Here is a 16,204-nt window from a genome sequence, read left to right as displayed (position 1 = left end):
AGGTGAATCAACATCAACTCATGAAAAATTCCTATAAAGCAGTAGAAGTGACCTCTCCGGGTGTTTTCAACCTTGTCGAGCGAACGATTACCGATCCTGGAGCCGGCCAGGTCCGCATCCGGGTGCATTCTTGCGGTGTATGTCACAGCGACTCAGTTACCGTCGAAAACTCCTTGCCAGGAATTATCTATCCGCGCGTACCAGGTCACGAAATCGCTGGTCGGATCGAAGCCGTTGGAAAGGGCGTCGTGAATTGGGAGGTCGGCCAGCGCGTGGGTGTTGGTTGGTTCGGTGGCGAGTGCGGCCACTGTGAACCCTGTCGGCGCGGTGACATAGTTAATTGTGCCAACCTAATTATATCTGGTATTACGACAGATGGTGGCTATGGGGAAGTCGTCATCGCTGAGGCGCGGGCGCTTGCCTCCATTCCGCAGGACCTTTCCTCTGTAGACGTTGCTCCGCTTCTATGCGCGGGTCTCACTACCTTCAACGCACTCCGCAACTCAAAGCTTCGCGCTGGAGATTTGGTCGCCATACAAGGTATCGGGGGTTTGGGTCATCTGGCTTTGCAATTCGCATCCAGGATGGGATTTCACACCTTGGCGATTCAGAGGGGAAAGGAAAAAGAAAAACTGGCTCGCCAGTTGGGGGCGCATGGGTACATTGACAGCACAGAGCAGAATCCCGCAGAGGCCCTCCTCAAAATGGGTGGAGCGAATGCGATTCTCGCCACTGCGGCTAGTGGAAAATCGATGGGTCCTCTTGTCGGGGGTCTTGCCGCACGTGGCAAGCTCGTCGTAGTCGGTGCTTCCGCGGAACCTATCGAAATTAATGCTACACAACTTATTTTTGGGTCGAAGACTATTCAAGGCGAAAACGTCGGCACACCCATCGAGGAAGAAGACACATTAAAATTTAGTGCTCTTCAGGGTATCCGTCCCACGATCGAGACCATGCCCCTTGAGAAGGCTCCCGAAGCCTACGCACGCATGATGTCCGGCAAAGCACGCTTTCGCATAGTGCTGACTATGCCCCAATAGCGCAAAGGAGTTCAGTTACCGTTTCTGGCCAAGTATTCTACCGCTGAGATGATTGCGATCGCTTGCACAAGAAGGCACAACACTCAGCATTCCGGTACTACGGTCTAGTGTGCAGCATAAGTGGCGTGTTCAACCATTCCGATCAATAAATCCGAAGGAGTCGCAATGAATGAATTACTGAATCTGGCCGTAAAGGCGCACGGGGGTCTTGAGCGTTGGAACAAAGTGAAGTCAGTGAAAGTTGCCGCATCGATCACGGGAGCGATCTGGTTTGTGAAGAGCAAGGGTGACGCTCTCAAGAATGTCGTCATGACCGTCGAGACGAAGAAAGAGCAACTCATCATGGACTTCCCTGGACAGGACAAGCGATCTATCTTCGAGCCGACCCGTATCGTTATCGAGAAGACGGATGGCACATTGATCGATGCGCGCAATGACCCGGAGAAATTCTTTGAGGGGCATCAGAGGGAGACGCCGTGGGATGACATCCACGTAGCCTACTTCAGTGGCGAAGCATTGTGGACGTATCTTAATACTCCATTTCTTTATACCCATGAAGGCTTCGCTACTGAGGAGATTTCTTCGATTCAAGTCGAAGGCGAAACGTGGCGGCGCTTGAAGGTGACTTTTCCCGATACCGTCAAGAGCCACACACGCGAACAGATATCCTGCTTCGGACCGGACGGTCTGCTGCGCCGACACGACTATACGGTAGACATCCTCGGCGGAGCAACAGGACTAAATTACGCCTCGAATTACCGTGACATCGACGGAATCATTGTGCCGACAACGCGCCGAATCTATGCATACGAAGGGGACTACCAGCTTGTGAAGGAGCCTCTCCTAGTCGCAATCGATATGAGTGAGATCGCTCTCGCCTAGTAGTCTGCCAACCCAAAATTGCTGAGTGGAGTCAGCAGAGGAGCAGGGGAGCAAGGGAGCAGAGGAGAGATTTGTACAAGTTCTTTCCCCCCTGCCCCTCCGCACCTCTGCCCCTCTGCTTGCCACCACGCAAAGTTTGTGTGGCGAACCACTAGTGCTTTCTCAACATCCGGTACATAGAGTCTCGAAGAGAATCACGTCCAATGTTGAAGAATGTCGAACAGTTCGGCCATCTTTTTGCCGGCGGTTGATCTCGTCCGCTGGATATACGCCCGCGATCGCAACGGCAGCCATCGAAGTAGATCATACAGCCGCGATCGCATTCGGAAGGCTGTTTATTTCTAACCCCGATCTTGTGTCGCCTATTCAAACGCATACAGCGCTCAATGCATACGACCGCAAGACGTTTTACGGTGGCGACGCTCATGGGTACACCGACTATCCGACGCTCGATGCCGCTCCTGCAACTGAGCAGCTACAGTCTGTAGCTCTCTTATCTTAAAGCTTCACGAAACGCGAAAGGCTCACCATGTCCAAAGAGATTCTATTTAGTTCCCTGCGTCTAGGAGCAATTCAGCTCCCGAATCGGGTAGTTATGGCTCCTCTCACGCGTATGCGTGCCGACGCTGCCCATGTGCCAACCGCGTTGAACGCTGAATACTACGCGCAGCGTTCCTCAGCAGGGCTGATCCTCTCGGAAGGAACTGCGATTAGCCCTCAGGCGCACGGCTATCCCAATGCTCCGGGGATCTACACGGCGGAACAGATTGCCGGGTGGCGCATGATTACAGATGGCGTCCACGCCCGAGGCGGCAGGATCGTTATGCAAATTGCCCACAACGGCAGGAACTCCCATTCTTCGCTCATGCCGGATGGAGCACTTCCCGTCGCGCCCTCGGCTATTCCTCCCACAATTCCTGCTCTGACGAAAGCCTTCCAACAGGTACCAGCTGAAACTCCACGCGCCTTGGAAACTTCTGAAATCCCGGTCATCATCAGCACATTCCGGCGGGCCGCGCTGAACGCGATGGAGGCTGGATTCGATGGAGTGGAGTTGCAGGGCGCAAATAGCCACTTGATCGAGCAGTTCCTGGAGAACGGAACCAACCAGCGCACCGATGCCTACGGTGGGTCCAAAGAGAACCGAGCTCGGTTCCTGCTCGACATCGTTGACGAGATTACAGCGGCTATTGGGGCAGACCGACTTGGCGTACGCCTCTCACCTTTTGGTCAATATGGTGGTATCCACGACAGCAATCCTCTCGAGCTGTTCACCTTCGTCATCAAGGAGCTCAGTAAGCGGCATATTGCTTACTTGCACCTGATCGAGGCTAGAGGCTCCGAAATGGGTTTGACCGACGAACTCCACGAAGACGCGCTGAACAATGCTGCTCTGTTCCGTCCCACTTTCAACGGACCGCTCCTCTCAGCCGCCGCTTACACGCCCGATAGTGCGGGAGAAGCAATCGAGAAGAAGCACGCGGATGCAATCGCTTTTGGTCGCCTATTCATCGCCAATCCTGACCTGGTAGAGCGGATCAAAGAAAATCAGCCGCTCAATCCACCTGATCGTTCAACGTTCTACGGGGGCGGAGCTCATGGATATACCGACTATAAGCCTTTTGGATCTGCGTCATGAACGAACCCGAGCAAGCGCACAAAGTGGCGCAGTCCAATTCAACACTAGGTCCTATTGCTTCTCAGCTCGTTGGAGTCTGGACGTTGGTGGGCTATGCAGATGAACAGGAAGGGCGCGAAGATAGCCATCCGTTCGGCCCTAAACCGGAGGGCTTTCTCATCTACACACCTGGAGGCTTTGTCTCGGCACAACTGATGAAGCCGGGACGTTCCCTGTTCCAATCACACGATTGGCGCCAAGGAACCCCAAAGGAGTATCAGGAATCCGGAAGCGGTTACATCGCGTATTGCGGAGTCTACGAAGTGGATGAGGAGAAAGAGACTGTCATCCATATCCCGTCCGTTGCGCTCTTGCCCAATCTGATCCACGGAAGGCAGCTTCGCTCGGTGACATTTAATGGCGAAAGACTCACACTTCGAGCTATCGGCGCACCCGTTGAGAACGGCGTCTTCATAACTAGTCGGCTGGAGTGGCAAAGAGCCGAACCAGGTTCTGATTTAGATGGAGTACGCACGTATCATGTCCGGCAAAACATGCTTTGACAGGGTGCTGACCAAAGTCCAAGAACCAAAAGGATTCAGTTAGGAGTTTGAGTAGCTATCGATTTTGTTGGCGAATTTGCTACGAGCAGGATTACGTACACGATCGCGCACAGACAAGGCTTCACATCTCTGTGAAGCCCAGAAATTGCTCTTTTGCGTCTTTATTGATTAGCTGCTTTGCCGGAGAGTGAACTTCAGCGACCGACTTGTTCTCGCCTCCAACGTCCAGGACTGTCGCCCACAACCTGATGGAAGGTTCGGGTGAATGCAGCTTGATCGGAGAAACCCGATTGCAGTGCGACATCGATTAAAGGAGTGCGAGTCTGGATGAGAAGTTCCTTGGAACGATCGATGCGGCGTTCGATGAGCCAACGGTGAGCCGAAACACCAAAGCTCACTTTGAACGACCGTGCGAAATGACTCACAGACATTTGGCATTCCTGAGCAACTCTGGCGAGATGGATATTCCCATCAAGGTGTTCCAGCAAAAGTTCGATGGCCCGACGCTTTTGCCATGAGGTAAGCCCTCGCGGCGAGACTTCTGGTAGACGAGACAAGCCGCCGTATTTCTGGAGCAGATGTGCACCGAAGATTAGACTGAACTGATCGAGAGCGAGGGAACTAGGCCAATCTTGCGACCCAATGAATGGCAGAACGTTCTTGGTCATCTGTGCGATGACCAGATCATCCTCACAAATCGCAAATTTATAGCTTCCAATCGGCTGAATGTTGTGATCTCGTGCGATTTCGTCGAGGCCCTCTCGAGGTACGTGGTAGTGAACATAGTCAAAACCGCAATCAACGAAGCACACAGGTTTCGATTGCAGATCGATAATGCTTGTCCGGTACGCAGGTATGTACGGCACTGCAATCTCGCGGTCGTCGATACAGAGTTCATAGCTGTGCAAGGGAACAGGCTTGATCGCAACGGATACGTGAATTGCGGACTCTTCAGGAATAGGGTTTGAGGTGCCAGGCAGCCCAACGTCCGAGTGGAGCCGTGTAATAGCGAACGTACTTTGCTGTGACCAAGCCAGGGTCGCAGTTTCGCTATCACTCTGATGGTAATAAGACGCAAGCCTTTCTCCAAAGGCCCCTTTCGCTTCAGCTCCATTCATCGAGACTCTCCTGACGGATTCATAATAATTCTCCAGACAAGATAACCGATCGTCTCGTTTATAATAGGGCGTGTGACGACTGCTGTCTAGTGAGCTCTCTACGATTTTTGAGATAGCCAAAACACTGTTTGAGTCGATTGATCTGGAAAACCGCAGTATTAGGTTGCTGGGGATTTCGTTGTCTAACCTGGATAACGCCAAAGAGTTACAAGCTATTCAATTGCCCTTATTTCAGAATGGGAATATCATATTTTAGCGTAGGCGTAAGCCCCACTTCTAAAAAGCTCAGTTGCCGCCGTAAGCATTTCACAAGCTCATCAATGACTGCAATTGTGTGTCTGAATTATCTCCCAATTCTTGTTGTAATTGGGATAGTTGGTTTTGTAACGCTTCAGCAGTATGAATGAGATTCGATTCTTAGGCTATTTTTAGCTGGGTTTCTTTAATAGAGATTTTTCTCAACAGATCATTGACTGCATCGACTGAATCATCATTTTCAGTAATCATGGCTTCATCACGAATATCCGTTTTTAGCAGGAATAATTGCTACAAAGCTTGCTATGTATGAATAAAAATTAGCTACATTTTTCATTTTACACAAGTATATTAAAAAAGATGTTTCCTTTCAAAACTTGCTTGAGTGATACGAATGCAGACACAGGTGTTAGAACTAGAAAAAATCGCTGACAAAATTAGAAAACTATTCGCACTTAGTCAATCTCCCAACGAGGCAGAGGCAAGCGCCGCCGCAGTTAAAGCCCAAGAAATGCTGACCCGGCACAATTTATCGATCGCCTCACTTCAAGATTGGACACCTCAACCACTAGAAGAAGAAGTCATTCGCCAGTTCAAACGCATGACCTCATGGAAATTTATTTTACTAAGTGGTGTTTGTTGGGGGAATTACTGCTGTGCGATCGCTAGACACTACCATAGCGGGTCTAAAATGATTATTTTAGGGCGAAAAGTGAATATCGTCTCTACTCGGATTCAGTTTGAGTATCTTGAACAAACTATTGAACGACTGGCAAAACAAGCCGTAGGCGATCGCGCTTTTAGAAATGCTTTTAAATTAGGTGCTGCTAATAGACTTGTAAATAGGATTCTTGAGAATCGTGAACAACAGAAAAATGGAGGGATTGCTGGAACTGCTGAGTCGGTTGCAGTACCCGCAATCATCGTGCAAGCACTCTACGAAAAGCTGGAATCTGAGTTAGAAGCATATCTAAGATAATGTAAAAGTTAAACAAATGGCTTTACCATCGTGTGGTTCAAAAGACGGATATTTCTCTGGGATATCTGCGGCTGATTCTGTCTCTCTTAATCGCCAAGTTAATATCAGTCAACAGCACTATCTGCCAAGTTAATTAAGACATATCACGTCTGCTAATTAATCTTTTGAGACATTCCTAAACTGCCCAAAATGTCTTTTGGCTATTGGGTAGTATAACCGAAAGCTTGTTTTGGCGAAGGTATTGTGACATAAGACATTATTTGTTTGTGTGGGCAAGTAGGAAACTCATTAAACTATCTAAAATGCGATCGCGTGACAATGGCATCATTTCTTTGCCATAGAGCATTTCCTGCACCATCACATAGGATACCAGCGAACCAAAAAAGATTTGTGCTGTTGCTTCTGGGTCACTAATGCGTAATTCTGGATGAGAAGCTAAATACTGGCTTAGTAATAGCCGTCCACGTTGAATCACTGTTTGAGTATATAATTTTGCTAATTCTGGAAAGCGTTGCGACTCGGTAATAATCAAGCGGAATAGTGCTAAGTATTCAGGATTCTCGGCAACTTTCGTCAGATAGGTTTCAGCAATTTCACGCAATAAAATCGTTGGCTCACCATGCAAATCTTCTGTACAAAAAATTCCCTGGAAACTAGCAATTGTTACCCTTTCGATCAACGCCTTAAATAATCCTTCTTTATCTTGAAAGTGACTGTATATTGTCTGCTTAGATACTCCAGCTTCCGTACTTACCCGATCCATGCTGGTTCCAGCATAGCCATCCCTCAAGAATACCTGCATGGCTCCTTGCAAAATTTGCTCCTGTTTTTGAGTCATGGCTCTTAAACGAGATAAAGTTTCAGGTTGGGAACCAGAGGTTTCAAGCATATTTGACGTAAATTTTTTTACATATTTCTTGTCTCTTGGAGAATCATACCATACAGTCTAGTATGATAGTTCCAGTAAATATTTAATGATAAAAATATAGGGTAGTATCATGTCTCAGACTGCCTCATCATCTCCAGAAGGGATTATCAATGTTCCAGTGCCACCATTTAAGCAGGAACGGAAGAAACTGATTTTTTTGTTCCTAGTGTTGCTGGTTATAGCAGGTGGTATCAGTTATTTTCTGTGGCATAGTCAACAACAAGGAGCAGCAAATGTACTGAAGGTGAGTGGAAGGATTGAGGGTTACGAAACTGAGATTGGGGTGAAGCGTTCGGGAAGAATTGTTTCAATTGCAGTTCGGGAAGGGGCAGCAGTAAAAAAGGGGCAAGAATTAATCAAGTTGGATGACAGTAACGACCAACTGCTACAAGAACAACTGCGGGGTGCTGAAGCTAGGGTTGCATCTGCTCAATCTGATGAACAGCAAGCAATTTCCGATGCTACTCAAGTGGAAAGTGGGATTGAACAAATTGATAGCCAAATCAGTGAAGCAAAACTTAATTTTCACCAATCCCAAGGAGATACCCAAGGACGAGTTCAACAGGCACTATCTAACGTAGCAGCAGCCAAGGCACAATTATTACAAGCGCAGGCACAGACAAAGCAGGCACTAGCAGAAGTAAAATTAGCGGAAATGAATCGCGATCGCTATGCCAAACTGGTCAAAGACGGGGCTATTAATCAACAACAATTTGACCAAGCACAAACTACCTTTGACACAGCAGTAGCCACCCTAGAAGCACGAAAAGCAGCCGTAAATGCTGGACAAGAACAATTACGCGCAGTTGTCGGGGCATTGACCCAAGCGAAAACTACAAGTTTCAATCCTGGTATTCGCAATGCCCAAATAGAAGCATTAAACAGAAAAAAAGATCAGAGTTTTGCTCAACTCAAATCTGCCCAAGCAAAGATAAAATCTGCTCATGCCAAAGTAAAAGATGCCTTAGCATCAAAACAGCAAATTCTGACCCAAATAGAAGACTCGAAAAAAGATTTAAATGTTGTTAGTCCTTTGGATGGGGTAGTAACTGCCCGTAGTGCAGAGATCGGGACTGTAGTTAGCAGTCAAACCAAAATTTTGACAGTTGTTGACCCCAAGACAGTGTATTTGCGAGGTTTTATTCCCGAAGGCGATATTGGGAAAGTGCGCTTAGGACAAACAACCAAAATCTTTCTTGATTCTGCACCGGAAAAACCCCTCATAGGCAAAGTTATTTCTGTTGATCCTCAAGCCTCTTTTACCCCAGAAAATATCTACTTCCAAAAAGATCGGGTTAGGCAAGTAGTAGGGGTGCGGATTCAGTTAGAAAACCCTTCTGGCTGCTTTAACCCAGAAAACCCCTACTCTGGTTCAGATTTGCCCTGTGCCAAAATTGGAATGCCAGCAGATGCAGAGATTGCGTTGCAGGGTAAAGAGGTCGGCAAATGAAATTATCAACTCCTAAACCACCACAATTATCTAGTCACTCAACCACTACTATTAAAGTTAGTAATTTACATAAATATTATGGACAACTAATCGCTGTCCGGGGAATTGATTTTGCTGTCAATCAGGGTGAGATGTTTGGGTTAATTGGCCCTGATGGTGCAGGTAAAACTACTACCTTTCACATCTTAGGCGGGGTGATGGAAGCGACGGCGGGAGAAGTGCAAGTATTTGGTCAGCCGGCAAGAGATGCACGTTTAAGGACGGGATATCTCACACAACAGTTTTCCTTGTACTTGGATCTCAGTATTGATGAAAACTTGCGTTATGCGGCGGGATTGCGCCAAGTGAGTGATAATTTATTGCGGGAACGCCGCCAGAAATACTTAAAATTAATGAGTTTGGAACAGTTTGGCGATCGCTTGGCGGGTCAACTTTCCGGCGGGATGAAACAAAAACTGGCGCTGTGTTGTGCCTTGGTTTCTCAACCGGAAGTGCTGTTATTAGATGAACCTACCACAGGGGTCGATCCAGTTTCTCGACGGGAATTTTGGGATGTATTAGCAGAACTTTCTGCCGACGGGATGACAATTGTTGTCGCCACACCCTATCTAGATGAAGCTGAACGCTGCGATCGCGTTGCACTGATGTATAGTGGTCAAATTCACGAAATTGGTACACCCGCAGCATTACGCGCCAATTTAGGCTTACATCGCTTAGAAGTTAGAACAGCAAATCTAGAGATAGCCGAGAAACTTCTCTTGGAGAATGTGCAGACAAATATAGTCGATGTGCAGACATTTGGCGATCGCTTGGATGTTCTCGTTCAAGATGTAACTCTCGGTGAAACCCAGGTAAATCAACTACTACAACAGCATCACCCCAGTATTGAACGTGGTGAACCCACCCTAGAAAACGTCTTTGTTACCCGTCTGCGACAACAAGGTTCAGCACCAGCATTTTTGTCCTTTCCTCGTTCTCGTGGGGGAAATAGGGAACAATTCAAACCTCAAAATTCTTCTGAGCAAATCGCTATTTACGCCCACAATCTCAACCGTGTATTTGGTAACTTCCAAGCAGTTAAAAACGTTAATGTCGAAGTCCGCTATGGCGAAATATTTGGGCTTTTAGGTGCGAATGGAGCCGGAAAAACGACTACCATCAAAATGCTGTGTGGATTACTAGCAGCTAGTGGTGGTGACATTTCCCTTGGTGGCGAAACAGGAAATCTGCGTAGTCGTGACTTACGGCGACGTATCGGTTATATGAGCCAGAAATTCACTCTTTACGACGATCTAACAATTCTGCAAAACTTAGAGTTTTATAGCGGGATTTACAGTGTACCCCGCAAACTTAGGCGAGAAAAGATTGATTGGGTAATTGCTACCTGTGGCTTAGAGGGACAAGAACAGATGCTTACCGGACAATTACCGGGTGGTTGGAAGCAGCGAGTAGCTTTTGGCGCTTCTGTAATGCACGAACCAGATATTTTATTTCTAGATGAACCGACATCGGGGGTAGATCCTTTAGCCCGTCGTCAGTTTTGGAAGCTGATTAATGACTTTGCTCGCAATGGTACAGCTATTTTGGTGACAACGCACTACTTGGAAGAAGCTGAACAGTGTAACCGCATGAGTTTTATGGTAGCCGGAGAAATTGCCGCCGAAGGTTCACCTAGTTCTATCAAAGCTTCTCAACCAGGACAACTTATAGAGATTATTGTGAACCAAAATCAAGCTGCCTCCAAGATACTTAAACAACATCTTGATTCGTGGCGTGTCTCGATTTTTGCCGATAGTTTACACGTTGTTCTTGATCACCCGGAAGCAGAAATTCCCGAAATAACTCAGCTTTTAAAATCCGCACACATGACTATTGAATCTCTGCGTCCCATTCCTTTCTCTTTGGAAGATGCTTTTATTGGTATCGTTGAACGTGCGGTAGGGGATTAGGAACATGAAAACTGAGAATAAATAATGAAAAGAATTTTTTCCCAATGTGTGAAGGAGATAGCGCAATTTCGGCGCGATCGCTTAACTTTAGGTTTAGCATTTTTATTGCCATTTTTAACTCTATTGATTTTTGGGTCTGCGATTCGTTTAGAAAGTAAAGATATTCCCTTGATTGTGCAGGATTTTGACCGCACAAACCTGAGTAGCAGCTATATTGAGCGGTTGTATGCCACCAATCAATTTGTACCTAAACAATGGTCAGGTGGTAATCCGGCACGGGATGCAATTGACAAGAGTATTGCTAAAGCCGCAGTAATTATTCCTCCCCAATTTAGCCGAGATATTCAAGCGGGTAGAAATGCAAAGGTGCAAGTATTAATCGATGCCACAGATGTTAATAACGCTCGTGTAATTAGAGGTAGCATTCAAAGAGTAACTAATTTTTTCATGCAAGACCAAGGACTACTACCAGATAAAAGTATTATTACACCGCAAATCCGCTTGTGGTTTAACCCTGGTAGATTGGAGTCGCTGTACATTGTGCCAGGAACTTATGGTGTAGTATTGTGGATTTTCCCCTCATTGCTAACTGCGATCGCAATGGTGCGTGAAAAAGAAAAAGGTACAATTCTACAAGTTTATGCTTCTAGCATTAGTGCAACCGAACTTTTACTTGGAAAAGGACTAGCTTACCTACTAATTGCGATTACAGAAGCTTTAGTAGTCATGGGATTAGGGTCAATAATTTTTCAGATCGGCGTAATTAGTAACCCGATTACTTTATTAATAGGAACTCTACTATTTTTAATAGATAGTGTTTCCTTTGGTTTACTTATAGGTGTACGCACTAATAATCAAAATTCCGCAGTGCAAATTGTTTCTCTTGTCGGTTTTATTACATCTTTATTGCTGTCTGGTTTTATTTATCCCCTCAGTAATATTCCTTTCCCCCTTTCATTAACGCCTAACATATTTCCTGCCCGTTATTACATTGATATCACCCGTGATGCTTTTGTGCGTGGTACAGGATGGACAGGCGTTTGGTTTGACTTACTCATGCTTGCAATTTTAGGATTTGTATTTTTCAACGTAGCGCGTCGGCTTTTAAGTCGAATGCAAATTAGTCAATAGTCATTGGTCATTGGTCATTGGTCATTGGTCATTGGTCATTAGTCATTGGTCATTGGTCATTGGTAGTTAGTTATCAGCCTTAATCATATATGAAATATATTTTGCAATTATTTGATAGTCCATTGTGGTCATTAGTTCGTAAAGAAATTAATCAAATTCTGCGAAACAGGCAATTGATTGTTTTATTAATTGTGCCACCAACAGTACAATTATTGCTTTACGGATTCGCGCTTAACCCGGATGTCCATAATTTACGACTGGGTGTAATTGACTATGCCAATATCTCCACCAGTCGGGAACTAGTTTCAGCAATGACATCCAATCACACTTTTAACTTAGAAAGTGTTCCAACAAGTGAAAAAGATTTAAGCCGCCAAGTAGAAGAAGGTAAATTAGATGTAGGACTAATAATTCCACCAGATTTTCCGCGCCAACTAGCAAAAAAATCAGCAGAAATTCAAGTATTCATCGATGGAGTGAATGCAAATACAGCCGGAATTGCTGCTAACTATGTTAATCAGATTATCCAACAATATAATTTCAGTTTGGTACAGGGTCAAGTCAGTCCGCCAGTATCAACCGAAGTCGTTTTTCTTTACAATCCTGGACTTACTAGTAGCTGGTTTTTCGTACCAGGAGTTATGGGTTTAGTCCTGACATTAATCGGTACATTAGTATCAGCAGTAACCGTTGTGCGCGAGAAAGATACAGGAACTTTAGAGCAATTGTTAATGACTCCTTCTAGCAACTGGGAAATTTTATTAGCTAAAATTATCCCGTTGGCATTCCTGCTCATGGGAGATGTACTACTAGCTTTAACCTTGGGAACAGTCGTATTTAGCCTACCCTTTCGTGGAAGTTTCCTGCTCTTTCTTGCTTTATCAAGTATGTATGTATTTGTGGGAATTAGTTTGGGCATTATGTTGGCAACTATTTGCGGTTCTCAACAACAAGTATTACTCACATCTTTTTTTATAAATTTACCAATGATTCAAACTTCTGGGGCAATATCTCCTATTGAATCCATGCCTCCTTTATTTCAATTCCTCTCTTTATTTAATCCACTTCGTCATTACATTACTATTGTTAGAGGTATTTTACTCAAAGGAGTTGGTTTAGATGTGCTGTGGTTAAATGTGTTAGCATTACTTGGTTTTGCTATTGTTCTATTAACTATTAGTGTTAACAAGTTTCGGAATCAGCTAAGTTAACAATACAGCAGATTGCGCTTTAATCGAATACACGTAGAGACGTAAAATTTTACGTCTCTACAAGGTTTTGGGTTTTATATATGTACTCCATTTACCTGAAAATATCACAAGTAATTTGCCGGACATGTGAAGAATTCTTACATACTAGAACTCTTGCAAAAGTCTTTTGTGATATAATCAAACGTTTGACTATTTACGATTAGGACAATAATAAGCAGTGAAATTTTGGAGAGCCAAACAACTGACTTCAAAAAAATTTAAACGACTCACCGGAGTAAGTCGTCAAACTTTTCAGTTAATGGTTAGTTTAGTTAAAGCTGATGAGCAAAATAAAAAGAAACCAGGTCGTCCTCCTAAACTAATTATTGAAGACCAAGTTTTAATGGTTATCCAATATTGGCGAGAGTATCGCACTTATTATCATATTGGATTCGACTGGGGGCTTTCGGAATCCGCAGTCTGCCGGAGGGTTTATCAAATTGAAAATATTTTAATTAGGTCAAGAAAATTTAGTCTGCCTGGTAAAAAATAATTGTGTATTATGTCATCTGAAGAAGATTTGGTAGTGATGGATGTCACGGAAAGTCCAATTGAAAGACCTCATATTGGACAAAAAAGATTTTTTAGCGGTAAGCAAGGAAAACATACTTTAAAAACGCAGGTAGTTATCTACCAAAAAACTAGTCAAATCATCTGTTTAGCGCATGGTTTAGGGAAAATGCATGATTTTAGACTATTTAAAAATAGTGGGATAAAATTTGGAGAATTGGTCAAGGTAATAGCGGATAAAGGCTATCAAGGAATTAGTAAAATTCATCAATTCAGTGAAACACCAATTAAAAAGCCATTCATGGAAAAAAGTTGGCGAAAGAACAGAAGAAATATAATCGAGAACTCAATCGATTAAGAATTACTGTTGAACACGTAAATCGTCGTCTAAAGATATTTAAAATTTTGTCTGATAGATATCGAAATCGTCACCGACGTTTTGGCTTAAGGTCTAATTTAATTGCAGGAATTTATAATCACGAATTAGCCATATAAATAGATTAAAAAATTAAATTTATCAAATAATTTCAGTAATTAATCAATAACTGAAACAACGTTTGCTGCCTTTTTTTAGTTAGGGTTGCCTGCGGTGTTCTCGTTGCCATCGCCTGATAATACTCGCTCGAAACAATTTAAAACTTTTACCAAAAACTGAAATTAGAATAACCTCTAATCATACCACAAAATATTTATGCAAGAGTTCTATATTGTGGATATTGAGGAGATGGGTCAAGCAGACAGTACTGTTAAAAAATTATCAATTATTTTTGCGTTAATGGGGGATAAAGAATTGCCACCAAAGGGTTCTACTAGATGGTGGGGACTTAGATCACGAGACTAGTGCTAGTGTACTATAAGATTTGTAGTTTAGGATTTAATTTGCTCGTGGCATAGTGCGTGAAAAACGAGACTGCTTGTAGTGGAGCTAACCTTGGGACAAGAATCTGTCGCTAGAACTAGGAAAATAGTTCACGTTGATATGGATGCCTTCTACGCATCGGTCGAGCAGAGGGACAACCCTAGCTACCGAGGTAAACCGTTAGTAGTCGGTGGCAGTCCCAATCAGCGAGGCGTAGTTGCAGCAGCCAGTTATGAAGCCAGAAAATTCGGTATTTACTATTTTGTCTAGCCCATGTACACTGCCAAGAACTGCTTTAAGTGTCGCTAAAAGGTTGTAGGCTGACAGTGCCATACAATAGGAGAATAAGGCAGCTTTAGGATAAGCTAAGGTTTCAATCTCTCCATGAAAGTTTTGGGTCACGGTTTGGAATAAAGTTTCCACACTCCATCGCCCTTGATAGAGTTCTGCCACCAGAATGCCGTCGGCGTCAGTGGGTGGTAAGTTGGTGAAAATGGAAATTTCCCACTCTTGGTCACGGGTGGGACGAGTCAACTTGATGACAATACGGCGACACTGAAAAGTCCCTCCCTCATGGGCAATTTCTACCTGTTGTTCAAACACGGTTCCAGTTTCACATAGTCCGACTGACTGTAATTCCTGGAGCGGTGTGTAACAACAGTTTCCGTGTTGACGAATCACAAAAAATGCTGCTTGTTGAATAATAGTATGGAGAAATCCTGCGGTACAAAAGTTGCGGTCTGCAATCCATACCTGTTGGGGTTGCACTTGTGCCAAAACCTGATTAAACAAAGAGCGTTCTTGGGAATGACCGTCTTCACAGGGAATCACATCAACCACTAGTTTTGTCCCTGGGTCGAGAATGGCGATTGTTTTTCCTGGTAATGGTTTGGCTGCATGGGGACGCAGCGCTGCTAGTCTGCGTTCGGTTCCGGCTAAACAACTGCCATCTACAATCCGCAACCGATATTGTTTTCCTAGAGGACTGGGGCGTTCCATATTCAACATGTTAAGCAACTGCTCTTGGTCAGATGCTGTCTCATGCACTAATGCCCGACTTACAGGCAGTTCAATCCGTTGCAGTTTGTTGTATAACGCTGTGGCGCTGACACTTACCTCCACTGCTTTCTTCTGATAGGCTGCATGAACCGATGGATACATCCCACACACCACTAGACTCATCAAATCCACCAGACTCGAAAACATTAACTCTTGAGAGTATTGGCGTTCGCTATATGTCTCAAATATTTGATTCATCCGCGAGGAATTAAATATGTTTTCCATCAGGACTCGCATCATTACACTGACGGGGCTTGCTTCTACAAAAGCATCAAATACGGGAGATAGCATAAGCGCTTAAGTGCTGTTTTAATCTTACCTTCTTAGAAAACTCACATAGCGTACTATTTGTCAATATTGAGAGGGCTGCATCCCTAAACCTAAACCAAAGATTAAGGTAAGTCTCAAAATTAGCACAGTGTGCAACTGACTAAAAAATGGAAGTAATTGATTTTTTACTGCGACTGAACTAAAAGCACCAGCCCAAGCGATACTTAGTACTACCAATAAAACTACATATAAGCTATTCCACATTTAACTTGCAATAGTAATATTGCCCTTATTCTTAACTTTTCTTCCCCATTTAATAATTAACTCTCCTTGATTTAACAGC

14 protein-coding genes and 2 pseudogenes are annotated in these 16,204 nt (G+C 44.5%); 13 read left to right on the top strand and 3 right to left on the bottom strand.

Annotation, left to right across the window (positions count from 1 at the left end):
* Nucleotides 1-2 precede the first annotated feature (2 nt).
* The 5 genes from V7L07_RS14365 (at nt 3) to V7L07_RS14345 (ending at nt 4,103) form a co-directional block, all read left to right on the top strand.
* Nucleotides 3-1,040, top strand: coding sequence for an alcohol dehydrogenase (locus V7L07_RS14365; protein WP_335058829.1), 1,038 nt, complete (start codon nt 3-5; stop codon nt 1,038-1,040).
* Nucleotides 1,041-1,205: 165 nt separating this feature from the next.
* On the top strand, nt 1,206-1,922 hold the full coding sequence (locus tag V7L07_RS14360; protein ID WP_335058828.1) for a hypothetical protein: 717 nt from the start codon (nt 1,206-1,208) through the stop codon (nt 1,920-1,922).
* Between the two features lie 213 nt (nt 1,923-2,135).
* Nucleotides 2,136-2,267 (top strand): hypothetical protein, encoded by a 132-nt coding sequence (locus V7L07_RS14355; protein WP_335058827.1) that lies wholly within the window; start codon nt 2,136-2,138, stop codon nt 2,265-2,267.
* 184 nt (nt 2,268-2,451) lie between these two features.
* Nucleotides 2,452-3,561, top strand: a complete 1,110-nt coding sequence (locus V7L07_RS14350; RefSeq protein ID WP_335058826.1) for an alkene reductase — start codon at nt 2,452-2,454, stop codon at nt 3,559-3,561.
* Entirely contained in the window at nt 3,558-4,103 is a 546-nt protein-coding gene (locus V7L07_RS14345; protein WP_335058824.1) for a lipocalin-like domain-containing protein, read from the top strand. Before V7L07_RS14350 ends, V7L07_RS14345 begins: the two co-directional genes overlap by 4 nt.
* A gap of 194 nt (nt 4,104-4,297) precedes the next feature.
* On the opposite strand, the gene V7L07_RS14340 is transcribed toward V7L07_RS14345, so the two are convergent.
* Nucleotides 4,298-4,660 (bottom strand): AraC family transcriptional regulator, encoded by a 363-nt coding sequence (locus V7L07_RS14340; protein WP_335058822.1) that lies wholly within the window; start codon nt 4,658-4,660, stop codon nt 4,298-4,300.
* A gap of 640 nt (nt 4,661-5,300) precedes the next feature.
* On the opposite strand from V7L07_RS14340, the gene V7L07_RS14335 reads away from it, so the two are divergent.
* Both V7L07_RS14335 and V7L07_RS14330 read left to right on the top strand, forming a co-directional pair.
* The gene (locus tag V7L07_RS14335) at nt 5,301-5,477 is read left to right on the top strand and encodes a DinB/UmuC family translesion DNA polymerase (protein ID WP_334766855.1); all 177 of its coding nucleotides are present in this window, start codon (nt 5,301-5,303) and stop codon (nt 5,475-5,477) included.
* Between the two features lie 393 nt (nt 5,478-5,870).
* Complete coding sequence (locus V7L07_RS14330) at nt 5,871-6,455, top strand: DUF2786 domain-containing protein (RefSeq protein WP_335058820.1); 585 nt, start codon at nt 5,871-5,873, stop codon at nt 6,453-6,455.
* Between the two features lie 256 nt (nt 6,456-6,711).
* Here V7L07_RS14330 and V7L07_RS14325 read toward each other — a convergent pair whose 3' ends face one another.
* Complete coding sequence (locus V7L07_RS14325) at nt 6,712-7,344, bottom strand: TetR/AcrR family transcriptional regulator (RefSeq protein ID WP_335058818.1); 633 nt, start codon at nt 7,342-7,344, stop codon at nt 6,712-6,714.
* 109 nt (nt 7,345-7,453) lie between these two features.
* On the opposite strand from V7L07_RS14325, the gene V7L07_RS14320 reads away from it, so the two are divergent.
* The 6 genes and pseudogenes from V7L07_RS14320 to V7L07_RS14295 form a co-directional block, all read left to right on the top strand.
* Nucleotides 7,454-8,833, top strand: a complete 1,380-nt coding sequence (locus V7L07_RS14320) for an HlyD family secretion protein (protein ID WP_179069856.1) — start codon at nt 7,454-7,456, stop codon at nt 8,831-8,833.
* On the top strand, nt 8,830-10,782 hold the full coding sequence (locus V7L07_RS14315; protein WP_335058816.1) for an ATP-binding cassette domain-containing protein: 1,953 nt from the start codon (nt 8,830-8,832) through the stop codon (nt 10,780-10,782). Before V7L07_RS14320 ends, V7L07_RS14315 begins: the two co-directional genes overlap by 4 nt.
* Nucleotides 10,783-10,806: 24 nt before the next feature.
* Entirely contained in the window at nt 10,807-11,913 is a 1,107-nt protein-coding gene (locus tag V7L07_RS14310; protein ID WP_335058814.1) for an ABC transporter permease, read from the top strand.
* Between the two features lie 89 nt (nt 11,914-12,002).
* Entirely contained in the window at nt 12,003-13,124 is a 1,122-nt protein-coding gene (locus tag V7L07_RS14305) for an ABC transporter permease (protein WP_179069859.1), read from the top strand.
* 217 nt (nt 13,125-13,341) lie between these two features.
* Nucleotides 13,342-14,168, top strand: a pseudogene (locus V7L07_RS14300) (IS5 family transposase).
* A 484-nt stretch (nt 14,169-14,652) separates the two neighbouring features.
* Nucleotides 14,653-14,727: pseudogene (locus tag V7L07_RS14295) on the top strand (Y-family DNA polymerase); the annotation flags it as partial.
* Here the strand turns inward: V7L07_RS14295 and V7L07_RS14290 are convergent.
* Entirely contained in the window at nt 14,713-15,882 is a 1,170-nt protein-coding gene (locus V7L07_RS14290; RefSeq protein WP_335058811.1) for an IS4 family transposase, read from the bottom strand. The pseudogene V7L07_RS14295 and the gene V7L07_RS14290 overlap by 15 nt on opposite strands.
* Nucleotides 15,883-16,204: the final 322 nt, after the last annotated feature.

The organism is Nostoc sp., assembly GCF_036916985.1.
Taxonomy (GTDB): Bacteria; Cyanobacteriota; Cyanobacteriia; order Cyanobacteriales; family Nostocaceae; genus Nostoc.
This window is presented reverse-complemented; position numbering and strand designations above follow the sequence as displayed.